This window comes from Mesorhizobium sp. B2-8-1, assembly GCF_006440955.1.
Lineage (GTDB): Bacteria > Pseudomonadota > Alphaproteobacteria > Rhizobiales > Rhizobiaceae > Mesorhizobium.
Genome location: NZ_VFTX01000001.1, coordinates 148,945 through 171,874 on the forward strand (window position 1 = coordinate 148,945; position 22,930 = coordinate 171,874).

The window sequence follows — 22,930 nt, forward strand, 5'->3', positions numbered from 1 at the left end:
CATTGCCTGCCGTGTGCTGTTAGGACGCTCAACAGTTGCCGCGGTGCGTGCGCGGCGAGAGAGCTGGCTGAAAGGAGATTTCAATGTCGCAATCGCAGACGACCACCAATCACGAGGAGATTCGCAAATGGGCCGAGGAGCGGAACGGCCGGCCGGCAGTGGTGCGAACCAAGGGCGAGGGCGGCATCCTGCGGATCGATTTCGGCGAGCCCGAGGAGGCATTCGAACCAGTCGAATGGGATGAGTTCTTTCGGATATTCGATGAGAACCGTCTGGCTTTTCTTTACCAGGCCAACACCGGCGGCGGGCAAACCAGCCGTTTCAACAAGTTCGTCGAGCGTGACCAAAAGGGCTGACCGAGGGCCGGCTGGCGATCAATCGGAAACCTGGTTCGGCTCAGTTCAGAAGCCTTGCGCCGCCGGACTTTGCCAAATCGCGCATGATGGCGTTAAGCCAGTCTTCGGTGGACTGGCCGATCCGCCTTTGGTCGATGTCACGGATCGCTCGCTCGAGCGTCCTTTCGACAAGCCGGTCGGAGGCTTCCACATCCCCCAGCAACAGACGTGCCGCAAGCCTGAGCTTGGGCAGGAGCGAAAACACGTCATCCGGCGAACTTGGCACAAAGCCGCTCGCCTCAGCCGGGCCTTGCGGCGGGAAAAGGGCGTTGAATACAGCCCCGCTGCCCGAGGATTTTCGCAGGTTGCTGGCATGCCGGAGATGTTCGGGAATGGCGATATCGCTGTCACCGCTGAAAAACACGAACGGGACGCCGCGGCGCATCAGTTCGTCCGCGATCGGAAAGACACGTCGCCCGTTGAGGTTGACGTCGAGGATGGCAGCCTCGGCCGATTCAGTGTGCAATGATGCTTGTTCGACCGTCGCTGCCGGTCCCAGGATGATCGCACCCATATTGCTGAAATAGCGGGCGAGATCTCCGGCTACCATCCATTCGTCTTCGACGATCAGAAGATGCACCCCTTGCAGATCGCGCACCCGGTCATCCTTTCTCGAGCAGTATCTGGTGGAAACAGTGTCCCTCGCCGAGCCTGCTGGCGTTTCGGCACGAGCCCGGCAATTCCACGCCGCTGACTCCATGTGCGTCGGGAGCTTTGTTTCAGATGGACGTTTGGTCATTGAACACGTGAACTCCAAATTCAACGCCATCCGTCGCGACTTGTTCCGTATCTCCGCCGCGCCTATGCTTACCTGCTGTCCAGCCTGCTTCATAAGTGATTTCGCACACAGGTGCCGAAAGGGGAACTTCCAGTGACAGCCCAGGCGAAAAGATTTCCCATCGTGGGCGTCGGCGCGTCCGCCGGCGGGATTCCGGCGATGGAAGGGCTGTTCAAGGGGATGACCGATCAGCCCGGCATGGCGTTCGTCGTCATTACTCATCTCAGCCCTAAGCGAGAGAGCCTGTTGCACGAGGTCGTCGGCCGCTACACCGAAATGGCGGTCGAAATCGCGGCGGACGGCATGGTCGTTCAACCGAACCACGTCTATGTCATGCCGCAGAACGTGACCATGACCATCGACAAGGGAATGCTGCGCCTGCGCCGGCCCAATGGGTTCAGCCAGGAGCGCAAACCCATAGACATCTTCTTCAGTGCACTGGCCGAAGACCAGGGCGAACATGCCGTCGGCGTCATCCTGTCGGGCGGAGATTCCGATGGAACCTTGGGCGCCAAGGCGATCAAGGAGCATGGCGGGCTCACCGTTGCGCAGATCTCCGACGGCTACGGCCCGCGCAACCCCGATATGCCGCAGAGCGCCATCACCAGCGGACTTATCGATATAGCCGCGCCCGCCGAGGAGATCGGCACGAAACTGGAAGCCTTCACGCGCGGCTTCGACGCGTTGAATGGGTTGGCGGAGGAGGATAGCGTCCGCACGGCGGGTATGGAAAAGGTCCTGTCTCAGATCTACGGCATCCTGCGCAGCCACTCAGGCCATGATTTCTCGGGCTACAAGACCAAGACGTTCCTGCGACGCATCAAGCGGCGCATGCAGATCGCGCAGATGCAATCCATTGGCGCATACGTGGAATGGCTGCAGAAGGACCCTCGCGAGGTGATGAACCTTTTTCGCGACCTGCTGATCAACGTCACCAACTTCTTTCGCGATCCCGAGGCCTTCGAACTGCTCGAGCGAAAGATCGTACCGCAACTCTTCGAAGGCAAGACCGCCAACGACATCATCAGGGTGTGGATTCCCGGCTGCGCCACAGGCGAAGAGGTGTTCTCCATCGGCATCCTGCTACGCGAACATGTGGAAAAGCTCCCGGTCGTTCCGCGAATCCAGATATTCGCGACCGATATCGACGAACCGGCGCTGGCGGTGGCGCGGGCAGGGCGCTATCCCGAAGCCTTGCTGCAGGGACTTTCCCCCGAACGCCGCCAACGGTTTTTCAATGGCGACGGCGACACCTATGTCATCAGCAACGAGATACGGGAGCTGTGCATCTTCTCGCCGCACAGCGTCGTTCGCGACCCGCCTTTCTCACGCATGGACCTGGTCTCGTGCCGCAACCTGCTGATCTATTTCGGCCCAGCCATTCAGAGCCGGGTCATTCCTATTTTTCATTACGCCCTGAAGCCTGGCGGTTACCTTTTCCTCGGCACCTCGGAGAGCGTCGGACAGAACGACGATCTGTTCGCCACCGTCGACAAGAAACATCGCATCTTCCAGGCGCGGGAGCATGCCTCGCCGCATGTCAGGCTGCCGGCCCTCATCGGCGATGGCCGTTCAGGCGCATTCCCGTCCGAGAGCACTGGCTTGAGGAAGGGAGCCGCCGGTTATCCCCTACGCCAGGCGGTCGAGGCGCAGGTGCTGGAGCGCTTCGCCCCCCCGCATGTGCTGGTCAACGCCGAGGGCGATGTCGTCTACTACTCAGCTCGCACCGGCAAATATCTCGAAGCGCCGCAAGGCATTCCCAGCCGGCAACTGTTGACAATGGCGCGCCGTGGGCTGCGACTCGACCTGCGCGCCGCGCTGCGGGAAGCGACGTCGACGCGCCGGACCGTCATACGGGAAAATCTCACGGTCGAGGAGGATGATGAGCGGATCCAGCCGATCAAGCTCACCATTGAGCCGCTGGCGGAACGCGACAATGGCGAGCCGCTCTATCTCGTCCTGTTCGAACCGTCGGGACCTACGCAGATCCGCACAGACCAAGGCGGCAGCCATGACACCGACAGCACCGCCGATCTGGAGCGAGAACTGCGCGATGCGAGGGAGCGCCTGCAATCGACGATCGAGGAATATGAGACCGCACTGGAAGAGGTGAAATCGTCCAACGAGGAACTCGTCTCTGTCAACGAGGAGGCCCAGTCGACCAATGAGGAACTTGAGGCCTCGAAGGAGGAAATGCAGTCGCTCAATGAGGAACTGAACACTATCAATGCCGAGTTGACGAACAAGATCGAGGAACTCGATCACGCCAACAGCGATCTGCGCAACCTGTTCGAAAGCACGGAGATCGCGACCATTTTCCTCGATCGCAATCTAGTGGTGCGGACCTTCACGCCCGCGGCTTCGTCGTTCTTCAGTCTGCGACCCTCCGACGTCGGCCGGCCGCTGACGGACCTGTCGAGCCAGTTGGAGTATCCCGAGTTGAAGCAGCATATCGCCGAGGTGTTCGAGACAGGCGAGACCCTGAACCACCACCTTGCGCGCGACAGCGCCGGGCGGTTTCACATGGTCCATATCAATCCCTATCGGGACAAGAGCAACCGCGTTCAGGGTGTGGTCGTGACACTGGTCGACGTCACCACTCTGGCTCAGGCGGAAGAACATCAGCAGGTTCTCATCTCTGAGCTCAACCACCGGGTCAAGAACATGTTGGCGGTGATCGTCAGCATTGCGAGCCGCACGCGGGAGAAATCCGTGTCGAAGGATGAATTCGCGGAAGCCTTGATCGGACGCTTGCATGCGATGTCGCGGGCCTATGGATTGTTGAGCCGGAAAAGCTGGAAGGAAGCTTCGGTCAGCGAACTGCTTCACCAGGAACTCGAACCGTTTGGCATTGAACGGTTCGAACTGAACGGCCAAGAGATAGAACTTGGACCGCAACAGGGCCTTTCCCTTAGCATGGCCGTCCACGAACTGGCCACCAACGCGGCCAAATATGGCGCTCTTTCCAAACCTCGTGGCAAGGTGGTGGTGATGTGGTCGATCGCTGACGACATGTTTACGCTTACCTGGCGCGAGAAGGACGGTCCCCCTGTCAATGAACCCGTCGGCAGCGGCTTTGGCCTCACGCTGCTGCAGGGAGAGATCGGCTACAGGCTTGGCGGCCATGTCGAAACCGTTTTTCGCAAGGAAGGCCTCAACGTTCAGATCGCATTTCCCGTTAACCGGAAGGAGGGGTCGTGAACGACGGACCGCGCGTCCTGGTTGTCGAGGATGAATGGCTGATCGCGGAAGACACCGCGTTAGTCCTGCGTAGCGCCGGTTACCAGGTGGTCGGTCCCGCGCCTTCGGTAGCCGCGGCGCTTCGTCTCGTCGGCTCGGACAAGATCGACATGGCGTTGCTGGACATTCAGTTGAACGGTGAAACGAGCCTGCCCCTCGCGGAGACATTGCAGGCGCAGGGTGTTCCCTTCGCCCTCATGACGGGATTTGGCGCGCGCGACCTACCGGCATCCTTTCGCGACTGCAAATTCGTGCCCAAGCCGGCGACTGAAGCAGCTATCCTGGCTGCGCTGGCCGACCTGGGGTCGCTGCGCGACGTTTCGCGTTGACGGGCACTCGAAGGGCGCCACAGGATCAGTCCAAGGGCTTGTCCGTCGGTCGCGGAGTCGTGCTGGGTTGACGGGGACGACCGGCATTTCGATTGGCTGTGGGATTGTCCAGGGGAGGGGCTGAAGGGTGAGATCCTCCGGCAGTCTTCGGCGTCGGCGATTTCGCCCCTGCGTCCGTATCACCGGCGTCTCGCCTCGGGTGTGGCAAACCATCGGTGTTCGGAGACCGAATAACGGGTTTCGAGCGAGAATTCTCGTTGGCCATGGCGGCCCCCTTCTTCCGAACCGAACTCAGCGGGTCAATCGCCGACACAACAGAAAGTTCCGAACTGCCAATGCCGATCGGGCGGGCGTCCAACGGATGCCGGGAATGAGACAGCTCTTGCCTCTGGAATTGCGACATCTCAGCCATGCGGCCGCATAACCACCTTGATGCAACCATCCTGCTTGTCTCGGAAGGTCTTGTAGAGGTCCGGCCCGGCTTCGAGCTCGGCTCTGTGGGTGATGACGAAAGACGGGTCGATCTCGCCATTCTGGACCTTGGCCAGAAGTGGTTCGAGATAGCGCTGGGTATGGGTTTGGCCCATTCGGAAGGTCAGCCCCTTGTTCATCGCGGCGCCGAACGGGATGTGATCGACCAGGCCGATATAGACGCCGGGAACCGAGATGGTGCCGCCCTTGCGGCAGCAATAGATCGCCTCTCGCAGCACATGCGGCCGATCGGTGCCGAGATAGACGGCGGCCTTCACCTTGTCGAGCATGGCGTCGGCGCTGGCGCCGGGATCGGATTCAGTGCCGACGCAGTCGATGCAGCGATCCGGGCCGCGGCCGTCGGTCATCGCCATCAGTGCGTCGTAAATATTGGAATTGCTGAAGTCGAGCGTCTCGGCTTTGCCGTGTTCACGCGCCATGGCCAGCCGCTCCGGCACCTTGTCGATGGCGATGACGCGGCCGGCGCCGAGCATCCACGCGCTCTGGATGGCGAATTGGCCAACCGGGCCGCAACCCCATATCGCGACCGTATCGCCCGGCTCGATGCCGGCGTTCTCTGCCGCCATGTAGCCGGTCGGGAAGATGTCGGAGAGAAACAGCACCTGTTCATCTTCCATTCCCTCCGGCACCTTGATCGGACCGACATCGGCGAACGGAACCCGCAGATATTCCGCTTGTCCGCCCCAATAGCCGCCGACAAGATGCGAATATCCGAAAAGGCCGGCCGGCGATTGACCCATCGCTTCGGCGGCCTGTTTTGCGTTGGGATTCGAGCGGTCGCAAAGCGAAAACAGCCCGTTCTGGCAAAACCAGCACTCGCCGCAGGAAATGTTGAACGGCACCACCACCCGGTCACCCTTCTTGAATTTCGAATGGCCCTGACCAACCTCCACCACTTCGCCCATCGTCTCGTGGCCAAGCACGTCGCCCGATTTCATCGTCGGCATGTAACCGTTCATCAGGTGGAGGTCGGAGCCGCATATGGCGCAGCAGGTAACCTTGATGATCACGTCGCGGTCATCCTCGATGACGGGATCGGCCACTTGGTCGCAGCGTATGTCGCCTTTGCCGTGCCATGTAAGGGCTTTCACGATGTTGCTCCTGAGTTTCGAGGGTGCGTTTCATTGGTGAGACGCGCGTTTCTCGTGCGTGGCGCCGGAGATGCCGCCGGTCAGTCCTGGGACGCCGAGCCCGGCGCAGCCATCTCGCGGTGCTGTTCGGCCAGCGTACCCGCTGGCGTGACATGCGCAGCGGCGACCTGCAGCTTGTTCTTCCAGCCGCTGACCACCTGTTCTTCGCCAGTCATCATCGCTTCGGAGCCGGCCTTGGCAACGTCGGCCGGATTGTCCTTCTCGTCGGTGCCGACCTTGGTGTCCATCATCTCGGCGCGTTCGAAGAAGCGTGTCTGCGTGGCGCCGGGCATCAACACGGTCACCGTGACGCCGGTGTCCTGCAATTCGTGACGCAAGGCGATCGCGAAGGAATCGATGAATGCCTTGGTGCCGTTGTAGACGGCTTGGAAAGTCCCGGGCATGAAACCGGCGATCGACCCGGTGAAAAGAATGCGCCCGCGCCCGCGGCGAGCCATCTTGGCGCCGAGTTCATGCGCGAGATACACCGTTCCGGTGATATTGGTGTCGATGATGCGCCGGATCTTCCCCCAGTCCTGGTCGACGAAGCCATTGCCGAGCCCGCGTCCAGCGTTGAGAAACAGCAGGTCGATGTCACGCTCGCCAATTCGGGAGATCAGCCGATCCACGCCTTCGACGGTCGCGAGATCGGCCTCGACGGCTTCGACTGCGATATTATGTGAGCCGAGTGCCTCGGCGGCCTGCTGGATTGCCGGTTCATCAGCCGCAACGACGAGATTGTAGCCATCCTTCGCGCAGAGTTTCGCAAGTTCCTTGCCTATGCCGCTCGAGGCGCCGGTGACCACTGCGAGTTTTGCATCCGTCATGATTTCCTCCGTCGTGCCGGCCGAACCAGCAGAGGAGATGATTGTTCCGTGGATCGATATCGTCCGGTCGGCGCCTGTCGGGAGTCTGACTTCTGCTCTTGGCCGGGCGATGGATTTTCGGAATTCGGGCGGGAACAACCGGATGGTCCCGCAGTTCGGCGCGTGCAGGAGGAACATGATGCAACATGCTGACAAGATCGCGCTCCGGCGTGTGAAAATGCTGGTCGAGCAATATGTGCTGACCAGGAGCAGGCGATATGATTTCGTGTCGACGGAGTTGGCTTGCAGGGCCATTCGTGAGGTGATGCGCAGCCCGATCGAAGATGCCGAACTGGATCGCATGTTGGCCAGAAGCGCGGCCAGGCAGGGGCTTTCGGTGCGATTCGACCGGATGGAAGCTTGGCAGGCTGCTTCGCCATCTCCCACCGAAGGAGTATCGATATGAGAGCCGTGTTGCTGATGCTGGCACTGGTCTGTCTGGCCGGGTGCAACAATCCCGATCCCGACAAATCCAAAGCGGATACGAACAGTCAGCCGGTCGACAAAAACCCCACAACCGACACGAACCCCACCCCACAAACCACCACCGGCGGAGATCAGCAAGGCACCCAACCGGCCCAGCCGGCATCCCCTAAGCCGGCTGGCGGCTAGCTACCGGCCTAGCCCACCAGACTGGGACCGCCATAGAGCAGTTCATCGTCTGCGGAAACGGCTAACCACTCTGTGTTGTTGTTTTTGCGCAATTCCTAAGGGAAAGCGCACCGCGCTTTTCCCCGGAAAGCCGTACACACTTTTCCTGGATTGCTTTAGTGGCGCGCCGAGCTTCTCGTTCTGGGTTCCCTGGCAACAATTCTGACGGGTACCGATTTGACGGCGGGGACGTGAGCCTTCTTGGCCCGGTGCCACAGAGGAACCAGGGGATTGAGTTCCGGATAATAACCGGCGCAGTTGCCTTCGGGCACGGAGTAGGGGGTGATGCGCAAACCTCGAACCCGCCGCTCCACGCCATCATCGGCATGGGTTTCCAGATCGATTTCCTGCCCGGCGCTCAATCCGAACCGCTGAATGTCGGCCTCGTTCATCAACAGGACCATGCGTGTGCCGTGTATGCCGCGCAGTCTGTCATTGTACCCATAGACGGTGGTATTGAACTGGTCATTGGAGCGCACCGTTATCAGCGTCAGCACATTGTGACCCGAAACATCGATGTCCGGGTCTGTTTCAAGCGTCGTCGGCAGCTTGAAATTGGCTTTCTTGTTCGGCGTCTCCCAGACCCGTTTCGAGGCCTTGATATCGCGGTGAAAGCCTCCCGGCGTCAGGAACCGCTTGTTGAACTCACGAAAATGCTGCGGGTAACAACGCTCGATCTCATCGCGGATAAGGGAATAATCGGCGACCCATTTATCCCACGGGATCGAACTCACCCCCGATACGGTGGCCTTGGCCAGTTCCGCCACGATCTTCGGTTCGGAAAGCAGATGCGGTGAAGCCGGCGGACGCGAACCGAAGGAGCCGTGGATACAGGCGGTGGAGTCCTCCATTGAAACGGTCTGGTCACCGCTCGCCTGATGGTCCCTTTCCAGCCGCGACAGGCAGGGCAGCAGATAGGTCACCGCCCCTGGCAGGAGATGGCTGCGGTTGAGCTTGGTGGCGACTTCGACATGCAGCCCAAGCCGACGCCATGCTTTCTCGATCAGGCCGGTTTCGGGAACGGCGCGAACGAAATTGCCGCCGAGTCCGATGAAGCCGTTCACCGAGCCGGCGATGACGCCCTCGCAGGCCTCGACCGTGTCGAGACCCTTCTCGCGTGGCGGCTCGAAATCATAGAACCGGGCGAACTTGTCGAGCGGGACGAGCTCGGGCTTTTCGGATATGCCGACAGTGCGCTGGCCCTGGACATTGGAATGGCCACGCAGCGGTGAAATGCCGGCGCCGGGCTTTCCCATGTTGCCGCGCATGAGCAGCAGGTTGCATAGCATCTGCACGTTCTCGGTACCGTGCCGGTGCTGTGTCAAACCCATGCCGTAATTGCCGATCACCGCATTGGAGCGGCTGTAGACCTCGGCAACATGTTCGAGATCCGCCTGCGCTATTCCCGAGCGCCTGACGACTTCGTCCCACCTGGCTGCCCGCAGGTAAGCCTCGAATTCGGCAAAACCATCCGTGTGCTCGGCAATGAAATCGACGTCGAGGACGCGCGGATTCCCGTGTTCCCGTGCCGCGTCGTCGAGCGCCAGCACCGCCTTGGCGATGCCGGTCATGGCGGCGATATCGCCGCCGCTGCGGACCTGGAAGAAGTCGCTGGACATCTTCGTGCCGGGCCCCGGCGACAGCATCTCAAGGGGATCTTGCGGATTCTTGAAGCGCTTCAGCCCCCTTTCCGGCAAGGGATTGAAGGTGAACACCGGCACCCCGCGTTGACGAGCCTCTTGCAGCGGATGCAGCAGCCGCGGCGCCGTCACCCCGGTGTTGTGGCCAAAAAAGAACATCATGTCGCACTGGGAGAAGTCCTCGAGCTGCACGGTTCCAACCGGCGAGCCGATCGATTCGGGCAGCCCGACCGAGGTCGATTCGTGGCACATGTTGGAAGAATCGGGCAGGTTCGATGAGCCATAGATACGCGCAAAGAGCTGATACATGAACGAAGCCTCCAACGAGGCCCGGCCGGATGTGTAGAAGACGACCGATTTCGGATCGAGCCGCCGAAGCTCCATCCCGATCTCGAGGAACGCGTCATCCCAGGAAACCGGTTCATAGCGGTCGGTTACGGCATTGTAGCGCAGGGGATCCGTAAGCCTGCCCTGTTTTTCGAGGTCACGATCCGGCCAGTCGAGCAGTTCGGTGACCGTATGTCGTGCGAAGAAATCGGGGCCGCAACGCAGCTTCGTCTGATCCCACATGGTCGCCTTCGCGCCATTTTCGCAGAACTCGAAGGGCCGCGGATCGGCCGGCTTGGCCCATGAACAGGAAACGCACATGTAGCCATCGGCTTTGTTCTGCTTGAGCAGCGTGCTCCATATGCCCGACATCAGCAGGCCTTCGCCGTATGCCTTGCGGACCAATGACCTCAGGGATCCCCATCCGCCTGTGGGATGGTTGTATTTTTTTGTTTCGATACGGTCGGTTACGGCAGGTTTCATCGAGATCGTCCTTGAAGAACCGATACCGAACCTCGCCCGTCACCGATTGTTCCCGCGGCTCCGTGCAGAGTTGGCGTCGAATCTTGCGTGTCGAAGCCGACGCGGCCGAGGAGCGATCGCGGCCGGTCGTGGAACTATTTTCGTGATCGGCTGTTCGGCTTGGGAAGGGAGCCTGGCAATGGTGCGACGCAATGCAGTGCTTTCGCTCGTGATAGCCGCCATCATCATCATCGGCTTCCTCATAGGCTTTCTCTATGCCGACATGGGCTGGCATACCTCGCCACTGAAGCGGGCGCCTGAACAGAACCGGGGCGGTAACGCGCCGACGGATACTTCGCCAGCCGCGGGCGTCCGGAAAAGTCCCCAGGAAAACACCGAAATGCCGGGGCAGCAGTAGCGACCTCGAACGGGATTCCGCGCGAAAGGATGTCATGCTGTCAGATCCTACCGTGCTGATCTTGATGTATTTCCTGCTGCCGGCCTGGTTGGCCGCCGGATTTGCCGACTGGCTCTGCCATCGCGCCTCTCACATCGAATCGACGACAGGGGCCAAGGAATCGTTGATCCACCTTCTGATGTTCGCCGAGGTCGGAATACCTTTGCTGGCCGCCATGTTTCTTGACGTGAATGCTCTCATCATTCTCGTCATGATCGTTACCTTCTTCGTCCACGAGGCGACAGCGATGTGGGACGTCAGCTACGCCACCACCGCCCGCACCGTCACGCCGATCGAGCAGCACGTTCACAGCTTCCTGGAGATGATCCCGCTGATGGGGCTGGTCAGCGTCATTTCCCTCCACTGGGGACAGTTCCTGGCCTTGTTCGGGGCAGGGACGGAAACCGCGCGCTTCGAACTTGTCTGGAAATCGCAGCAGCTGCCGGTGATCTACATTGCCTGCGTGATGGCCGTGATCCTGCTTTTCGAACTGCTTCCCTATCTGGAAGAGCTCGTCAGGGGATTGCGGGCCAATGCCGGGAAACTGATCCCGTCGAAGGCCAGGCGAGGAGATCCGGGCCAGACGACATGGCGTTGACACGGATCGCGCGGCAGCACCCCTCCAGCCGCCGGCGTCGGATATCCCGCCGGTCCGCAATGCCAGCATCCTTGTGCGGAACATTTCTGCCGGGCTGGCCATTGAGCGAGCGGGCATGGCAGCGATGGGGAGTGCGATGATGGGATTTCTATCCGACCTCGACAAGAAACTGACGGACAATGTCTACGAACATGGCAGCCAGCTCACCGATTCCGCCGCGGATCTCCCGCAGACGGTCGGCGAAATTGTCGAACGGCTGATGCCTTTCGTCCAACCTGAGGCGCGCGAGACGGTCAAGGCTCAGATTCTGGGCCTGATCCACGAGTACAAAGCCGAGCGCACCCGGAGCGCCGCCGAGCAGGATCATCCAGACTGAACTACCCGTTCTGGTCTATCGCGTGAGGCGCCGGCTGGCTGCCGCCCCCGCTGCCCGATGTATCGCGACCGAACCATATCCAAGCCGCGACAAGCACAATCACCACAATGGCTATCCAGGCAATGAGACGGGGCATTGAGGATCCTTCCCTGCCAGTCGATCATTTGGGGGCGCGACGATCAGGATGGAAATCGAACCGCCCCGCCGCCTCCTCGTTAATCCGGCTACCGATCCTTTGTTCCGCTCGCGCTGGTCCCTGCCTCGGTTGACGGGGAGGGCGGGCGCGCTAGATCAAAACTTACGCCGAACATGGTTTTCGTTGGTGGGGGAGGTCATTCGTGTGGCGGGTCCAACGCCGGATCTAATTCTTAGCGGTCGTCGCCTTGGCCGCAACAGCGCATGCCTGCTGTTGCTCATGGCCATGTCGACCGCGTGCTCGTCCTCGGACCAGATCGAACAGCAATCCCGAACTGCCGCCTCGACGGCGCAGACCGTATCAATGACGCTTGATGCCTGGGCGGCGGGAGCTGCCCCTTCCAAATATGCTTCGGGCACGCTGCAATCGGCCGGCACGACACTGGCCGATATCGACGCGAAGATCCGATCGGCCACTACGGCTGAACCTGCCGAGCAGGCTGCGTTGGCGGAGGCGGTCAAGGACCTGTCGATCGCGGTGAACCGCGCCCAGGCGGGAGTGCAAGCGGACCGCCGCCCGCAAGTGCAGGAGGCTCAAGAAGATATTCGGACGGCCACGCGCTCCCTGGCCGCCGCTTACTTCAGATATTTCGCGCCGAAGCCATGAAGAAGCTCCTGGAAATATCGCTGGGCATCGTCACCAGTGTTGGCGGCTTCCTGGAAGTCGGATCGATGGCGACGGCAGCCCAGGCAGGTGCGACCTTCGGGTTTCAGCTGATCTGGGCGGTGGTTCTCGGCACCATCTGCATCATTTTTCTGGTCGAGATGGCCGGCCGGTTTGCCGCCGTGAGCCATCACACGATCTCTGACGGGATCCGGGAACGATTTGGCTTCAACGTTTCGCTATGGCCATTGCTTGCCGCCCTGCTGGTCAATTTCATGGTGCTGTCCGCCGAGATCGGTGGTGTTGCCATCGCGCTCGAACTTGCCACCGGCATTGGCTTCCAATGGTGGGCTTTACCCGTGACTTTGATGGCATGGCTGTTGCTGTGGAAAGGCACGTTCGGGCTGATCGAGAAAGGCGTGTCGATACTCGGCCTCGTGACGCTGTGCTTCGTGGTCGCAGCGGTGATGCTGAAGCCCGATTGGACAGCTGTCGCGTCCGGCGCGGTGCCTACACTGCCGACCCATGATGCGGCGAGTTACTGGTTCATGGCGGTCAGCATCCTTGGCGCTTCGATATCGCCTTACCTGTTCATGTTCTATTCCTCGGGGGCGATCGAGGACCAGTGGGACAGAAGCTATCTCGGAACCAATCGGGCCATCGCCGGACTGGGCATGGCCTTTGGCGGCACCATTTCGATCGGCGTCTTGATGGTGGCCGCGCTCGTGCTTGCAACGCACGGCATCGATCAGGTCGACGACTATCATCAATTACCGTTGATGCTGATCCCGATATTCGGCTTCTGGGGGTTCGTCCTGTTCGTTGCCTCGCTCGCCATCGCTTGCTTCGGCGCCGCACTCGAGGTTGGGCTGCAACAGGCTTATCTGGTGGCGCAAGGGTTTGGATGGAACTGGGGCGAAAACCTCAAGCCACGCGACGATCCTGGCTTCAGTGCCGTCTACACGGTATCATTGTTTCTGGCCGCCATCCCCATCATGCTTGGGCTCGATCCGCTGAAGCTCACCATTTTTTCCATGGCGCTGACCGCCGCCAGCCTGCCGCTGACGGTAATTCCTTTCCTTTTCCTGCTGAACGACAAGCGCTATGTCGGCGAGCACCGCAACGGCATTGTCTCGAATGCCGCGGTGATCTTCATCATCGGGCTTGGTTTCGTGCTCGCCGTGGTGACCATTCCCTTGCAGATATTCGGAGGCACGTGATGGATTTGCTGCGCGACATCCTCGACAAGCAGATCGTCGACCGCGAGCAGGTCAAGATCGGCAAGATCGACGGGCTGGTGGCGGAGTTGCGGCCGGGCAAGCCGCCGAGGATCATCGCGGTCGAGCTCGGCTCCGTCACCTTGGCGCGTCGCCTGGGCGTACGGCCAGGGCGTTGGATGACGCAACTCGCGGCAGCGTGGGGCGGCAAACGCCATCGCAAGCCGCACCGGATCGCCTGGAAGAAGGTCCAGGACATAGGCGTCGACATCCAGTTCGATATCGATGTGCGCGAAACCTCGATCTTCGCCTGGCAGGACTGGCTGCGCGACCATGTCATCGGACGCATTCCGGGAGCTTGATGATGTCCACCGTCAACCTCGAGCATCTGGCCGGACGACGCGTTCTCTCGCGGCAAGGCGAAAGCATCGGCTATATCGAGGAGATACGAGCCGAACCGGCCGGCGACGACTTCGTCGTTACCGAATTCCATGTCGGTATCTACGCCGCTTTCGAGCGTCTCTCGGCCTCGACCATCGGTACGGCGGTGCTGGATTTCTTCCGGCTTCGCCGTCGCGACGGCCTGTACCGTATTCCCTGGGACAAGCTCGACATCTCCGATCCTGCACGGCCGCGGCTGCTGTGTTCGACAACGGAACTTTCCGGCATGAAGGGCGCCCCCGAATTTCATCCACGAGCGAGGCAGGATCGATGACGACCCAGGCGGACGGCCGCGCGAAAGTGCTCGAACTCAGCCAAGGGTTGTCTGATGCTGTCTGCACTCAGGATGATGCGCCTTATCGCAGCAGGCTGGCTGCCAGGAACACCGCGGCCGCTATCAGCACGACGGCCGCAATCATCATTAGCGGCCAGTTGCTGCGGGGCTGCAGTTCGGGCTCGTTCTCCACCGGCCGCATCGCGTTGGCGAAGCTGGCATCGTTTTCGAATTTTGGCCGGAGAGAACGCTGCGGACCTGCTTCAGTGACCGGGTTCTGCGTGTCCGCCGCCTCGGCGTCGGTCTCGAACGGGGCAACTGCAGGATCGAATCCGGGCGTTTTGTCCCGTGTGGCTCCGGCCTGAACTTCTCCCCTGGCTGCGGCAGGTGTGGAATTTGAAATCTTGGCCATGAACTCTCCTCGGAACCCAATTCGGCAAGTTCGCTCGGTCGACAGATTGACGCTCATGGGTCGCATTTAAAATCAAATCTCGCAGCCGCCGATTTGTTCCGCGCCGCGGTCCCGATGTTGAAGGTCTCCTGGCCGGCTGTGGGGCCTGTCCGAAGGCGCTTGCAGCGCATCGCACGGCGCCGGAACAAAGCCCATCCTGGCTTGTTAGGGCGCATCGTAAGTTCGCGCATCGACAAGGACAAAGCCAATGAAAACGCGACACCTTCTTGCCTCGCTCGCCGCTGCTTCCATGCTTATCGCAATGCCTGCTTTGGCTGCTGCCGACAGCGCCCAGGATTTCGTCGACAAGGCCGCCGTCGGCGGCAAGTTCGAGATCGATTCGAGCAAGATTGCCCAGGACAAGGCCCAGGATCAAAGCATCAAGAATTTCGCGCAGACGATGATCCGGGACCACGGCGCGGCCAACGCCAAGCTGGAAACAATTGCCGGCGAACAGAAGTTGAAGATGCCGACGGCGCTCGATGCGCAGCACCAGGCGGATCTGGATAAGCTCCAGAACGCACAGCCGCCAATCGATCCGGCCTATGTGGACATGCAGCGCAAGGCGCACGCCGATGCCGTCAATCTGTTTGAAAGCTACGCCCGCGACGGCGACAACGCGGCCCTCAAGACGTTCGCCCAGCAGACGGTCGATACGTTGAAGATGCATCGGCAGATGATCGAAAAGATCGCCGCCGGCCAGGACTCCATCACGGGAGCGACAACGCCCGCTGTGAAAACCACGAACACGCCCAATGCCGCAGCCCTGGTGCCCGGCGCAAACAGTTTCACCGAGACCCAGGCAAAGAGCCGCATCGAGGATGCCGGCTATTCCAATGTGTCGAAGCTTGCCAAGGACGATCAAGGCATCTGGCGCGGCCAGGCGACCAAGTCAGGCCAAAGTGTCGCCGTCGGGCTCGACTATCAGGGCAACGTCGTCGCCGACAGCAAATGAGCACGATCAGGAGATATCAAAATGAAAACCGTAACTGCACTGTTCGACAACTATGACGACGCAGCCGACGCGGTCGGCGAACTGGAAGCGTCCGGAGTGCCACATTCCAATATCAGCATCATCGCCAACAACTCGGATGGCTGGTACGAGAGAGATCGTTCCGAAGCCGCTGAAGATGCCGCGAGCGGCGCAGGGATAGGGGCCGTGGTCGGTGGCGCCGGCGGTTTGCTGACAGGGTTGGGCGTCATGGCCGTTCCGGGCGTCGGACCTGTGGTTGCGGCCGGATGGCTTGCCGCTACCGCCACCGGGGCGGTTGCCGGCGCGGTGGCTGGTGGTGCGGCGGGCGGTATCATTGGCGCTCTGACGGATTCGGGCGTTTCCGAAAACGATGCAAATGTCTATGCGGAGGGCGTACGTCGTGGCGGTACGCTGGTGACGGCCAAGGTGGACGATGAGCTTGTTCCGGAAGCCGAGGACATTCTGGGTCAGACCAGCTCGGTTGACGTGATGGAACGCCGCAGGGCATACGAGGCGGATGGCTGGACCGGCTTTGACGTCAACGCGGGCGACTATGCCCCTGAGCGCGACGGCGGCAGGGCAATAAACCGGCCCTGAAGAACAAGCCTGCCAGGGTGGCGGGGCACTTTGTAGCCAGGCCGGCGTGGGTGCCTCGCCCGAAATTTGATCTTCGGGACATGTACGAGGGATGTTTGGACCGTTGATCGAGTTTGCTGTGGGCCACAGTAGCTACAATCAATCCTTGTCCTGATGATAGAGCCGATCGGTGGCTCGATCGCTTTCTCTGCGTTCTGCGGGACCGCGACGACGTCGAGTGACAATGACGTAGGCCAGCAATACGAGCAGCAACAATGGCCCGCCGGCGACGACGATCAACCACATGACGCTTTCAAACATGGGACGTCTCCTTTCCCTCACAACCGGCAAGGAGAAGAACCGTTCCGCGCGTGGGCGACGGCGTCTGGATCAAACTGCCTTCAATTATCGGCCACGTTCGTAGGTTCCGACGAGTTCTGCCTGCTCCAGCAAATGTTTTTGCGCCTCCTGCCAGATACGCGCCACGCCCGTGCTTGCGGGGATAGCAAGGTTCGGCGTGTCGAGCGCCGCCAGCCGGAAGTGATAGTGATGGACACCGTGGCCCACAGGCGGTTCGGGGCCGTCGTAATAGGCGTTACCGAAATCGTTCCGCGCTTGCCTGAGGGCCTGTGGACCCGGTCTGCCGCTTTCCGCTTCGGGCAACTCCTGCACCTCCGGCGAAATGTTGAACACCCCCCAATGGCCGAACATTCCGCTCGGCGCGTCGGGATCCTGAACGACAAGGACGAGGCTCTTTGTGCCGTCCGGTACCCCGGCCCACTTCAGAGGCGGAGATACGTTCTTGCCGTCACGAGTATAGGCTTCGGGGATCTCTCCGCCGTCGGCAAAGGCGGGGCTGCTGAGCGTCAGGGGCATGGTTCGCACTCCTTTGGGGGAACATTCGATCGCATTACCGCCGCGTCGCAAAGCGTGCCGGAATTGTTTGCGGTCACCGAATTGCTTGCGAGCACGTTCCGGCGCGGCTCAAGCGCGCTGCGGCTCGAAAGGATCCTAAGATCCCGTCATAAGCGGCTTGAGGACGAATATGGCCAAGAGGCCAATAAAAAACACGGCGGCGATCACGACACCCCAGGTGATGAGCTTTCCGGTACCGCGTTGCTCTTCCTCGCGAGACAGGTCTTCCGGCATTGCGCGGATCCTCCTGTAAGGTTCGATGATTTTAACAACCTGTTTTGTCGAGGTCCCGGCAGCCAAATCCAGAGCAGGACCCGCAGTTCAACTCGAACGCATCCCGCTCTGGACAGGAAGGCTGCCGGGCGCTTAGCGCCGGGCCGCCCCGCGGCTAAGCGGCTTTCTCAAGAGCGCGCTCATTGACCCCGCCTTCGCCTAAGCCTGTAAGCGCTTCATCGGTTGCCACTTCCTCTTTGAGCGTCTCGTTGAGGAGCTTGACCGCGTCGCTCTTGCCAAGCTGTTCAGCCCACGCGATCAACGTGCCGTAGCGTGCGATTTCATAGTGCTCGACCGCCTGTGCCGCTCCGACCAGTCCTGCATCCAATGCTGGGTCGCCCTTATAGTCGTCGAGAATCTCCGACCCCTCTTCGAGAATGCCGTCGATTGCCGGACAGGTCTTGCCGCGGGCTGGCTTGTCCATCAGGTCGAACACCTGTTCGAGGCGGTCGACCTGGCCTTCGGTTTCCACGCGATGTTTCTCGAACGCCGCCGCGACCTCCTCGGACTCGGCACCCTTGGCCATCTTGGGCAGCGCCTTTAGTATTTTCTTTTCGGCGTAATAAATATCCTTCAGCCCGTCGAGGAACAGGGCTTCCAGCCCTTTCGTCGCCGCCTTCTTCGCAGTCGCCATGTTTTCGTCTCCCTAAGGTTGTCATGAAAGCTCCACCACCGGTGTAGCTTTCCATAACCTTGAACACGGGCCGTTGTTCCCGCCGGATCGAGACAAAGACAAGGACGGCCGTATCTCACACGATCGCACTGTCCCAGCCGACAGTGCGCATCGCTTGACGCTGGCTGCGGTCCAGCTACCTCTCACCAGCCGGCTGGAGAGAGTGCGTAGCGGGTTTTCGACCTTCTAGGTTCGGCCCGCACGCGTGCTGGCGGCCTTCTGCGCTGCTTTCTTTCTTCCGGCAGCACCCTTGGTGCGGACCGCCTTGCGTGCGGCGGCGGACCGGCCTGCAGTGCCCTTCGTCTCCGAGGCTTTCTTGGCTGCGGCCGAGCGCTCCTCGGCCGTCCGGCGCGACGCCGCCTGCTTGGTCTGTCTTGAAAGCGCCTCATGGGATGCCGTGTTCTTCGGCTCGTGCTCGAGAACCTCGGAAACGGCCTTCGAGACCTTGGGGCTGCGTTTTGGCTTACGTTCGCCCTGGCCAACTTCATAGGCGTATTCGGCGCTCTTGCGGGTGCTCTCCTTGACGCTTCGTTTCTTGGGCGGAGGCAGGTCGACGCCGGCGCGGCGCGCCTCCGAAAGGCCGATAGCGATCGCCTGCTTGGTCGAGCGCGCGCCGTGCTTGCCGCGACGGACCTTCTCGATCTCGTCATGCACGAACTCGCCGGCCTGCGTGGTAGGCGATTTACCTTCGCGCTTGTCTTTTTTCGCTTTCTCGATGGTTCTCTTATCCGGCATCGCTTTCTCCTTGTTGGATGCAGCGAGACTGGTGGCGGTGCGACGTCGCGACCTCCAGAAAACCTAACGCGTCGATGGCGCAATGATCGGGAGGAAAAGAGACTTTCTCCGCGAGGATCTATAGGCCGGCCGGATGCCACGAGAGCGCCGACAGCGTCGCGAGACAGAGCGCTGCGAATACAATCGCGGTATTTACCGCATGAGAATATTCCCATTGCTGCCTGAGCGCTTCCCAGTTTGCAGGAACTGTCGTCCAGTTCTGCGTCGCCTGGTTGGCGGGGAGCGTCCAGACAACGAAGATCGCAAGCATGATCGCGAAACACAGCGCCGCAAGCAGGGCGAGCCAAAACGGCCAAGCCTGCGCGCGCACGGAGATCGCCAGCAGTGCATTCACGATCAGCGCGGCAGGCCAGAGCAACCCGAGAATCGCCCATCCGTAATAGATGCCTTGGACGGTGAAATATTCCGGCTGCGGCAGAGATATCTTGTTGGGAAGAGCGGCGAGATGGGCCCCTGCCGGGATGAGCGCGAGGGCCGAAATGACAATGGCGAGAAATTGCAGAACCTTGATTGTCATGGAAGCTTCTCCGCGGAATGATTTTTAACGCGCCGACGACCCAATCGATCTGGCTCTCTGATGAGGCGATGGCGTTGGCGCCGGCGTCACGCGGGCAGTTGGCGCAGGAACCATTGGATCGCGAGGTCCGCCACTTCTTCCATCGCGCCGGGCTCCTCGAACAGGTGCGTCGCAGCCGGAACGATGGCCAGCTCCTTTTCACACCGCAGCGCCGCGAACGCCGAACGGTTGAGCGCAATCACCTGCGTGTCTGCGCCGCCGACCACGAGCAGCGTTGGTGCCCGGACGCGGGGCAGGGCAGGTGCCGCAAGATCCGGACGCCCGCCGCGCGAGACGACGGCGGCCGCTCGATCCGGGCGCTCTGCCGCAGCCATCAGCGCCGCGGCAGCCCCTGTGCTCGCGCCGAAATAACCGACGCGCAGCGCCGACGTTTCCTCGGACATGTGCAGCCAGTCGGTAACCTGAACCAGTCGATCGGCGAGCAAGCGGATGTCGAACCGCAACTCGGCGGTAATCTGGTCGATACGCTCCTCTTCGGTCGTCAACAGGTCGATGAGCAACGTGGCGAGTTCCGCCTCGTTCAACCGTCCGGCCACATAGCGGTTGCGCGGGCTGTGCCGGCTGCTGCCGCTGCCGTGAGCGAAGAGGACGAGCCCACGGGCTTCCTGCGGCAGCGACAGGTTGCCCGCGAGCATTGCGCCGCCGGCGGGAACCTGCACGGCCTTCTCGTTTGGCTTCAGGACTGAGACCATGGCGATCTCCATCTCAACTGGATCGGTCCCTAAACCCCGAACGGATAGGTCTCCGCGAGCTCACCGGCGTCCCATTGCGAGCTGCGCTCCAGCGGCTCAACCGCCCGCGTCTCGTCGAAATGCAGCAGCATGTCGAATTGCGCGGCAAGGTCGGCATGGAAGTAGTGGCTGGCCCGTTCGGTCTCAGGCCGGTAGATGACGCCGATCGCGCGCTCCAGGAGCCGTCGCGGCAGGGCTTCGCCGTCGCCGCGCAGATCCAGCTGGAAGCGATCAGCCGGGACTGCATGCAGCAGCGCCTCATAGCTGCGCGCTAGGGCAGGCCGGACAACCTTGCGCTCCGCCGGGCCGTCCCAGTTCGATGCCGCCGTCACCGTTCCTTGATACGTCGTGAAGCCGACGAGGAAGGCGTCGCGCTGATGCTTTTCGCGGATAAGCTGTCCGAGGTTGATCTCGCCATGCAGGCTCCTGTCTGTCGCCCTGGCGTCGCCGAGATGGGAGTTATGCGCCCAAACCACGATCTTCGGCGATCGCCCGAGCCGGCCGAGATGAGCGGTGAGAGCGTCGAACGTCTCGGCCATGTGCCGATCACGCAGGTTCCAGGTCGATTCGGGCGCCAGGAACATGGCGCGATAATAGGCCTCCGCATTCTTCACCAGGCGGGCGTTTTGCTGCGCCGCGAAGAGTTCGTCCGCGATGGCGCCTTCGCGTGGCTCGGCCTTCGCCGGGCGCCGCTTCAGCATCTCGACCAGCTGTGCGACCACAGCCTCCTGGCAAGATTTGTCGACCTCATTGCCGGCTATGAAGCCATAAGCCTGCGGGTCAGGGCCGAAATGATCGAAACAGGCATAGCGGCGACGCGCGATCTCCGCCGCGGCCGGGTCGGCCTTTTCGAGATAGCGCAGCACCGCCTTCATCGCGCCATGCAGGGCATAGAGGTCGAGCCCATAGAACCCGACTTTCGGATTGCCCTTGCCGGGCGCTTCATTGTGCCGGCGCAGCCATTCGACAAAATCGACGACGACCCTGTTCCGCCACATCCAGGTCGGGAAGCGTCGGAAATCGGCGAGCGCCTCTTCGGCGTCGATATCCCCGCCTGTTCCCTGAACATAGCGGTTGACCCGGTATGTGTCGGGCCAGTCGGCTTCGACAGCGACGGCGGCAAAACCCTGCTCCTCGATCAGCCGCCGCGTGATCCGCGCGCGCTCCTCATAGAATTCGTGTGTGCCGTGCGAAGCTTCACCGAGCAACACAAAGCGCGCCTCGCCGATCGCCGCCAAGAGCTCGTCGTAGTCTCGCGCGTCTCCGGAGAGCCGAACGACGTGCTTGTGCAATCGGTTTGCCGTATTCTGCGGCGCATCGCGGCCGGACGGTGCGGTTGGTCGCCCCGCCTTGGCGAGAAGGGCGCGGACCTCGTCGTCGCTGGTTTGGGAGAAGTCTTCATACCAGCGCCCGACGCCGATGAGCGGCTGCGGCGTCGTCGCACAGACGACCTCGTCTGCCTCGCTCTCCATCGCCTCGCAGGTGTCGGGACTGCCGACCGGAACGGCCGCAACTATACGGGCAGGCCGCTTTTCGCGCAGCGCCCTGACCGCCGCGCGCATGGTCGACCCAGTGGCGAGCCCATCGTCCACGAGAATGACGATTCGATCCTCCACAAGGAGCGGTACCCGCTCGCCGCGATAGAGGTGCTCGCGGCGTAAAAGCTCCCTCTCCTCGCTGGCAGTGACCGCATCGATGACGTGGGCCGGCACAGCGAGGCCTTCCACGATCTCGTCGTTCAGGACGCGTACGCCGGAGGTCGCGATTGCGCCCATGGCCAACTCTTCGTAACCGGGAACGCCGAGCTTGCGCACGACGAAAACGTCGAGCGGTGCCTTCAATGCCTGTGCGACTTCGTAGGCGACAGGCACGCCGCCGCGCGGCAGCGCCAGCACGGTGACATCATCGCGCGCTGCGAAGTGGCCGAGCTTATCAGCGAGAACGCGTCCTGCCTCGCGACGATCCGAAAAGACAATAGTCATGATCTCAAGCCCAATATTTGCGCCGCGCCCACCCTTTGGGGTCCCGCTGCAAGGCTTTGATTGGCCGAGGCCACACGGGGCGGCAAGGCGTGGCGCAGGCACATCATTGGCGTGTTCGTCGCCAAGAGTTCGAGCGGCGGGCATTCCCAAGTCATCCACCACTGCGCCGATGCTCGGAAACGGCCTAATCCCCCAAGGGTTCCGTGTCGCTCCGGTGCGGCTAGTCCGGATCGCTCCAAAAGCGTTGCCTTTGTTTCCGGAGGGAACAAAGCGGCCTGCCGGAGATTGGGGCACGCAGGAGGAGTTTCCAATGGACAAGGAAGAACTCATAAAGCGACGAGCCTACGAGATCTGGGAGCGCGAAGGCCGCCCGCCGGGCCGAGAGCAGGAGCATTGGGACCAGGCCGTGCAGGAAATAGAGGCGGAAGGATCGGAAGCCGAGCGCGGTTCGGTGGTGCCCGATCCGACCATCGGCAGCGGGTCGGAGCCTCGAAGCTCCTGAAGCGACGTCA

The 22,930-nt window shown here is 61.4% G+C and carries 26 protein-coding genes; 13 read left to right on the top strand and 13 right to left on the bottom strand.

Features of this window, described 5'->3' with window-relative positions; translation table 11 throughout:
- The first annotated feature begins 83 nt into the window (after positions 1 to 83).
- Complete coding sequence (locus FJ428_RS00755; protein WP_140497420.1) at positions 84 to 356, top strand: hypothetical protein; 273 nt, start codon at positions 84 to 86, stop codon at positions 354 to 356.
- Between the two features lie 40 nt (positions 357 to 396).
- On the opposite strand, the gene FJ428_RS00760 is transcribed toward FJ428_RS00755, so the two are convergent.
- Positions 397 to 993 (bottom strand): response regulator, encoded by a 597-nt coding sequence (locus FJ428_RS00760; RefSeq protein WP_140497422.1) that lies wholly within the window; start codon positions 991 to 993, stop codon positions 397 to 399.
- A gap of 273 nt (positions 994 to 1,266) precedes the next feature.
- Here FJ428_RS00760 and FJ428_RS00765 point away from each other — a divergent pair, with 273 nt between their 5' ends.
- Together FJ428_RS00765 and FJ428_RS00770 are read left to right on the top strand one after the other, a co-directional pair.
- The gene (locus FJ428_RS00765) at positions 1,267 to 4,374 is read left to right on the top strand and encodes a CheR family methyltransferase (protein ID WP_140497424.1); all 3,108 of its coding nucleotides are present in this window, start codon (positions 1,267 to 1,269) and stop codon (positions 4,372 to 4,374) included.
- Positions 4,371 to 4,742: a response regulator gene (locus FJ428_RS00770; RefSeq protein WP_140515210.1), complete on the top strand. Its 372-nt coding sequence runs from the start codon at positions 4,371 to 4,373 to the stop codon at positions 4,740 to 4,742. The genes FJ428_RS00765 and FJ428_RS00770 overlap by 4 nt, the downstream gene beginning before the upstream one ends.
- A 404-nt stretch (positions 4,743 to 5,146) precedes the next feature.
- On the opposite strand, the gene FJ428_RS00775 is transcribed toward FJ428_RS00770, so the two are convergent.
- From FJ428_RS00775 to FJ428_RS00795, 3 genes are all read right to left on the bottom strand, one after another.
- Positions 5,147 to 6,325, bottom strand: coding sequence for a zinc-dependent alcohol dehydrogenase (locus FJ428_RS00775; protein ID WP_140497428.1), 1,179 nt, complete (start codon positions 6,323 to 6,325; stop codon positions 5,147 to 5,149).
- Positions 6,326 to 6,405: 80 nt separating this feature from the next.
- Positions 6,406 to 7,191, bottom strand: coding sequence for an SDR family NAD(P)-dependent oxidoreductase (locus FJ428_RS00780; RefSeq protein WP_140878754.1), 786 nt, complete (start codon positions 7,189 to 7,191; stop codon positions 6,406 to 6,408).
- Positions 7,192 to 7,997: 806 nt separating this feature from the next.
- A complete protein-coding gene (locus FJ428_RS00795) occupies positions 7,998 to 10,331 on the bottom strand; it encodes an FdhF/YdeP family oxidoreductase (RefSeq protein ID WP_140525124.1) in 2,334 nt (777 codons plus the stop codon).
- A 178-nt stretch (positions 10,332 to 10,509) separates the two neighbouring features.
- Here FJ428_RS00795 and FJ428_RS00800 point away from each other — a divergent pair, with 178 nt between their 5' ends.
- The 7 genes from FJ428_RS00800 to FJ428_RS00830 all read left to right on the top strand — a co-directional run bounded on the left by FJ428_RS00800 (position 10,510) and on the right by FJ428_RS00830 (position 14,472).
- On the top strand, positions 10,510 to 10,728 hold the full coding sequence (locus FJ428_RS00800) for a hypothetical protein (RefSeq protein WP_140555671.1): 219 nt from the start codon (positions 10,510 to 10,512) through the stop codon (positions 10,726 to 10,728).
- Between the two features lie 34 nt (positions 10,729 to 10,762).
- The gene (locus FJ428_RS00805) at positions 10,763 to 11,365 is read left to right on the top strand and encodes a diguanylate cyclase (RefSeq protein WP_140878755.1); all 603 of its coding nucleotides are present in this window, start codon (positions 10,763 to 10,765) and stop codon (positions 11,363 to 11,365) included.
- 136 nt (positions 11,366 to 11,501) lie between these two features.
- Positions 11,502 to 11,741, top strand: coding sequence for a hypothetical protein (locus FJ428_RS00810; protein ID WP_140515215.1), 240 nt, complete (start codon positions 11,502 to 11,504; stop codon positions 11,739 to 11,741).
- 184 nt (positions 11,742 to 11,925) lie between these two features.
- Entirely contained in the window at positions 11,926 to 12,543 is a 618-nt protein-coding gene (locus FJ428_RS00815) for a hypothetical protein (protein WP_224519080.1), read from the top strand.
- The gene (locus FJ428_RS00820) at positions 12,540 to 13,760 is read left to right on the top strand and encodes an Nramp family divalent metal transporter (protein WP_140628919.1); all 1,221 of its coding nucleotides are present in this window, start codon (positions 12,540 to 12,542) and stop codon (positions 13,758 to 13,760) included. The genes FJ428_RS00815 and FJ428_RS00820 overlap by 4 nt, the downstream gene beginning before the upstream one ends.
- A complete protein-coding gene (locus tag FJ428_RS00825) occupies positions 13,760 to 14,119 on the top strand; it encodes a hypothetical protein (protein ID WP_140515218.1) in 360 nt (119 codons plus the stop codon). The genes FJ428_RS00820 and FJ428_RS00825 overlap by 1 nt, the downstream gene beginning before the upstream one ends.
- Before the next feature lie 2 nt (positions 14,120 to 14,121).
- On the top strand, positions 14,122 to 14,472 hold the full coding sequence (locus FJ428_RS00830) for a hypothetical protein (RefSeq protein ID WP_140525121.1): 351 nt from the start codon (positions 14,122 to 14,124) through the stop codon (positions 14,470 to 14,472).
- Positions 14,473 to 14,554: 82 nt separating this feature from the next.
- On the opposite strand, the gene FJ428_RS00835 is transcribed toward FJ428_RS00830, so the two are convergent.
- Positions 14,555 to 14,884, bottom strand: a complete 330-nt coding sequence (locus tag FJ428_RS00835) for a hypothetical protein (RefSeq protein ID WP_140515219.1) — start codon at positions 14,882 to 14,884, stop codon at positions 14,555 to 14,557.
- Positions 14,885 to 15,131: 247 nt separating this feature from the next.
- Here FJ428_RS00835 and FJ428_RS00840 point away from each other — a divergent pair, with 247 nt between their 5' ends.
- Both FJ428_RS00840 and FJ428_RS00845 read left to right on the top strand, forming a co-directional pair.
- Positions 15,132 to 15,878: a DUF4142 domain-containing protein gene (locus tag FJ428_RS00840; protein WP_140564412.1), complete on the top strand. Its 747-nt coding sequence runs from the start codon at positions 15,132 to 15,134 to the stop codon at positions 15,876 to 15,878.
- Between the two features lie 21 nt (positions 15,879 to 15,899).
- On the top strand, positions 15,900 to 16,493 hold the full coding sequence (locus tag FJ428_RS00845; RefSeq protein ID WP_140878756.1) for a general stress protein: 594 nt from the start codon (positions 15,900 to 15,902) through the stop codon (positions 16,491 to 16,493).
- A gap of 138 nt (positions 16,494 to 16,631) precedes the next feature.
- Here FJ428_RS00845 and FJ428_RS00850 read toward each other — a convergent pair whose 3' ends face one another.
- The 8 genes from FJ428_RS00850 to FJ428_RS00880 all read right to left on the bottom strand — a co-directional run bounded on the left by FJ428_RS00850 (position 16,632) and on the right by FJ428_RS00880 (position 22,418).
- Complete coding sequence (locus FJ428_RS00850) at positions 16,632 to 16,793, bottom strand: hypothetical protein (RefSeq protein ID WP_140497454.1); 162 nt, start codon at positions 16,791 to 16,793, stop codon at positions 16,632 to 16,634.
- 84 nt (positions 16,794 to 16,877) lie between these two features.
- Positions 16,878 to 17,348: a YbhB/YbcL family Raf kinase inhibitor-like protein gene (locus tag FJ428_RS00855; RefSeq protein ID WP_140878757.1), complete on the bottom strand. Its 471-nt coding sequence runs from the start codon at positions 17,346 to 17,348 to the stop codon at positions 16,878 to 16,880.
- Positions 17,349 to 17,483: 135 nt separating this feature from the next.
- Positions 17,484 to 17,621, bottom strand: coding sequence for a hypothetical protein (locus tag FJ428_RS30160; RefSeq protein ID WP_181167175.1), 138 nt, complete (start codon positions 17,619 to 17,621; stop codon positions 17,484 to 17,486).
- Positions 17,622 to 17,775: 154 nt separating this feature from the next.
- On the bottom strand, positions 17,776 to 18,294 hold the full coding sequence (locus FJ428_RS00860) for a ferritin-like domain-containing protein (RefSeq protein WP_140497458.1): 519 nt from the start codon (positions 18,292 to 18,294) through the stop codon (positions 17,776 to 17,778).
- A 225-nt stretch (positions 18,295 to 18,519) separates the two neighbouring features.
- Entirely contained in the window at positions 18,520 to 19,068 is a 549-nt protein-coding gene (locus FJ428_RS00865; RefSeq protein WP_140878758.1) for a DUF6496 domain-containing protein, read from the bottom strand.
- 118 nt (positions 19,069 to 19,186) lie between these two features.
- Entirely contained in the window at positions 19,187 to 19,645 is a 459-nt protein-coding gene (locus FJ428_RS00870) for a DUF1772 domain-containing protein (protein WP_140878759.1), read from the bottom strand.
- Positions 19,646 to 19,731: 86 nt separating this feature from the next.
- On the bottom strand, positions 19,732 to 20,397 hold the full coding sequence (locus tag FJ428_RS00875; RefSeq protein ID WP_140878760.1) for a dienelactone hydrolase family protein: 666 nt from the start codon (positions 20,395 to 20,397) through the stop codon (positions 19,732 to 19,734).
- A gap of 29 nt (positions 20,398 to 20,426) precedes the next feature.
- On the bottom strand, positions 20,427 to 22,418 hold the full coding sequence (locus tag FJ428_RS00880; RefSeq protein ID WP_224519081.1) for an erythromycin esterase family protein: 1,992 nt from the start codon (positions 22,416 to 22,418) through the stop codon (positions 20,427 to 20,429).
- Positions 22,419 to 22,728: 310 nt separating this feature from the next.
- On the opposite strand from FJ428_RS00880, the gene FJ428_RS00885 reads away from it, so the two are divergent.
- Positions 22,729 to 22,920: a DUF2934 domain-containing protein gene (locus FJ428_RS00885; RefSeq protein WP_140878761.1), complete on the top strand. Its 192-nt coding sequence runs from the start codon at positions 22,729 to 22,731 to the stop codon at positions 22,918 to 22,920.
- The last annotated feature ends 10 nt before the right edge of the window (positions 22,921 to 22,930 follow it).

Excerpts from the sequence above, each read along its gene's own strand:
- FJ428_RS00755 (WP_140497420.1), top strand. The coding sequence starts at position 84 with ATGTCGCAATCGCAGACGACCACCAATCACGAGGAGATTCGCAAATGG.
- FJ428_RS00780 (WP_140878754.1), bottom strand. The coding sequence starts at position 7,191 with ATGACGGATGCAAAACTCGCAGTGGTCACCGGCGCCTCGAGCGGCATA.
- FJ428_RS00795 (WP_140525124.1), bottom strand. The coding sequence starts at position 10,331 with ATGAAACCTGCCGTAACCGACCGTATCGAAACAAAAAAATACAACCAT.
- FJ428_RS00800 (WP_140555671.1), top strand. The coding sequence starts at position 10,510 with ATGGTGCGACGCAATGCAGTGCTTTCGCTCGTGATAGCCGCCATCATC.
- FJ428_RS00805 (WP_140878755.1), top strand. The coding sequence starts at position 10,763 with ATGCTGTCAGATCCTACCGTGCTGATCTTGATGTATTTCCTGCTGCCG.
- FJ428_RS00810 (WP_140515215.1), top strand. The coding sequence starts at position 11,502 with ATGATGGGATTTCTATCCGACCTCGACAAGAAACTGACGGACAATGTC.
- FJ428_RS00815 (WP_224519080.1), top strand. The coding sequence starts at position 11,926 with ATGGAAATCGAACCGCCCCGCCGCCTCCTCGTTAATCCGGCTACCGAT.
- FJ428_RS00820 (WP_140628919.1), top strand. The coding sequence starts at position 12,540 with ATGAAGAAGCTCCTGGAAATATCGCTGGGCATCGTCACCAGTGTTGGC.
- FJ428_RS00825 (WP_140515218.1), top strand. The coding sequence starts at position 13,760 with ATGGATTTGCTGCGCGACATCCTCGACAAGCAGATCGTCGACCGCGAG.
- FJ428_RS00830 (WP_140525121.1), top strand. The coding sequence starts at position 14,122 with ATGTCCACCGTCAACCTCGAGCATCTGGCCGGACGACGCGTTCTCTCG.
- FJ428_RS00835 (WP_140515219.1), bottom strand. The coding sequence starts at position 14,884 with ATGGCCAAGATTTCAAATTCCACACCTGCCGCAGCCAGGGGAGAAGTT.
- FJ428_RS00840 (WP_140564412.1), top strand. The coding sequence starts at position 15,132 with ATGAAAACGCGACACCTTCTTGCCTCGCTCGCCGCTGCTTCCATGCTT.
- FJ428_RS00845 (WP_140878756.1), top strand. The coding sequence starts at position 15,900 with ATGAAAACCGTAACTGCACTGTTCGACAACTATGACGACGCAGCCGAC.
- FJ428_RS00850 (WP_140497454.1), bottom strand. The coding sequence starts at position 16,793 with ATGTTTGAAAGCGTCATGTGGTTGATCGTCGTCGCCGGCGGGCCATTG.
- FJ428_RS00855 (WP_140878757.1), bottom strand. The coding sequence starts at position 17,348 with ATGCCCCTGACGCTCAGCAGCCCCGCCTTTGCCGACGGCGGAGAGATC.
- FJ428_RS30160 (WP_181167175.1), bottom strand. The coding sequence starts at position 17,621 with ATGCCGGAAGACCTGTCTCGCGAGGAAGAGCAACGCGGTACCGGAAAG.
- FJ428_RS00860 (WP_140497458.1), bottom strand. The coding sequence starts at position 18,294 with ATGGCGACTGCGAAGAAGGCGGCGACGAAAGGGCTGGAAGCCCTGTTC.
- FJ428_RS00865 (WP_140878758.1), bottom strand. The coding sequence starts at position 19,068 with ATGCCGGATAAGAGAACCATCGAGAAAGCGAAAAAAGACAAGCGCGAA.
- FJ428_RS00870 (WP_140878759.1), bottom strand. The coding sequence starts at position 19,645 with ATGACAATCAAGGTTCTGCAATTTCTCGCCATTGTCATTTCGGCCCTC.
- FJ428_RS00875 (WP_140878760.1), bottom strand. The coding sequence starts at position 20,397 with ATGGTCTCAGTCCTGAAGCCAAACGAGAAGGCCGTGCAGGTTCCCGCC.
- FJ428_RS00880 (WP_224519081.1), bottom strand. The coding sequence starts at position 22,418 with ATGACTATTGTCTTTTCGGATCGTCGCGAGGCAGGACGCGTTCTCGCT.
- FJ428_RS00885 (WP_140878761.1), top strand. The coding sequence starts at position 22,729 with ATGGACAAGGAAGAACTCATAAAGCGACGAGCCTACGAGATCTGGGAG.